Consider the following 1,424-nt stretch of genomic DNA (forward strand, 5'->3'; position numbering starts at 1 on the left):
CGTATCCTTATGGGTTCTTCGACGGTGCCCGGAGCCACGGAGACGAAGACTTCGTTGCCCGGCAGGCCGACCCCGCCGCCGGTGGGGGGGATGACGGCCTCACCATAAGGTCTGTCGGTGCCCGTGTTCGTAGCCCCGTTGCCCGAGGCGCGGTAACCAAGTATCGAAAGGATAGCGACTGCAAGAAGGGCGGCGAATAATACAGTGCGCCTAGGTTTGGTTGCTGTCATCCCTGCCCCCCATCCAGTACTTGGCAACCCTGAGTCTCGCTGTTGATCTCGTCGCAAGGAACCAGGGGGTAGTCGCAGTTCAGCGCATCCGTAAAGTAAACATCGCTCTCTTCAAGGGTAGTGGCTTTATCGTTGTGCAGGGCCCGGGGCGAGAGAGCGGTGGGCGCGACTCCGTAATCGACCTCGAGGAAGACCTCATCCCGATAGGTTCCGCTCATGAGGTCTTCCTCGGCGCTCTCGGGGACGGGATCGCCATCGATCGTGACGAGCCTCCCCTCGCCCACGCGCACCCAGGTACTCTTCCCGTCGTCGTAGACGTAAAGGGGAACCTCATAGGTTCCCGAGCCGGGTTTGAGGTCGAAGAGAAAGCCTTCCTGCGCCTTGGTAAGTTTGAAGCGCAGCTTTACAGGGTTTTGGCCGGTGCGCACCTGGTTGCCCTCTGCGTCGTACATGCGCACCTGCAAGAAGCCGGCCGAAGCCAGCTGCAGCCCGCCCTCTTCGGCGAACTCACCCGGGAACAGGGCACGGTCCCGCGAGGGGTCGAGCGCGAGAGCCTGTATGCGGACCACGCTCTCCGGTACCGTGTCGGCCGTTACGATTACGGTGCCGTCATCCGCGGTCCACGCCTCAGATCCGGGATAGAGAACGCCAAGGTCGGGCGGCAGCAGCGCCAAGTCGGGAGCGGCGATGGCGGTGTCTTGTTGGGGGACGTTAACCCACTTTTCGTTTCGTGCAACAACTTCTTGGTAACCCTTCTCCGCAACAAGGAGAAGGCGGTCACCAGGCTGTACGCCGGTAACCGAAAGATCATAGAACCCAGCGGTCTCGGCTCGATTCAGTACGTTTCCCGCCGCATCGAATACGGTCAGCTTGGCACGCGTAGGGTAGTAGATCGAGCCGGAAGGGTAGTGCTTAACTTCCAGCACAACGCCGCGCAATTGCATGACGGGCGGCTCCGGCTCGGCTTTCTCGCACGAGGACATAGATAGCCACAATGCCAGCCAAAGCAGCATATAAAAAACGAACTTTAACATAAATGGTATTATAGCATAAATAATTTTGTATAAACACAATGCAAGTGGGAAATGCCTAGCTGTGCAGTCTCACCACGTTGTTCACACTAACCCCCAAGCGTGAGACGGGGGCCTGGTTGCCCAGGCTGCTGTGGGGGCGGTGCCAGTTGTAGTAGTGAAG

The 1,424-nt window shown here is 59.1% G+C and carries 1 protein-coding gene and 1 pseudogene; both read right to left on the reverse strand.

The features are described from left to right. Positions 1-226 precede the first annotated feature (226 nt). Positions 227-1,264, reverse strand: coding sequence for a hypothetical protein (locus HNQ05_RS12105; RefSeq protein ID WP_147148276.1), 1,038 nt, complete (start codon positions 1,262-1,264; stop codon positions 227-229). A 55-nt stretch (positions 1,265-1,319) separates the two neighbouring features. Next, positions 1,320-1,424: pseudogene (locus HNQ05_RS12110) on the reverse strand (IS481 family transposase); the annotation flags it as partial.

Source organism: Oceanithermus desulfurans (genome assembly GCF_014201675.1).
GTDB lineage: Bacteria > Deinococcota > Deinococci > Deinococcales > Marinithermaceae > Oceanithermus > Oceanithermus desulfurans.

What these genes read in the sequence shown, in the direction of transcription:
- HNQ05_RS12105 (WP_147148276.1), bottom strand. Translation starts at nt 1,264, where the DNA reads ATGTTAAAGTTCGTTTTTTATATGCTGCTTTGGCTGGCATTGTGGCTA.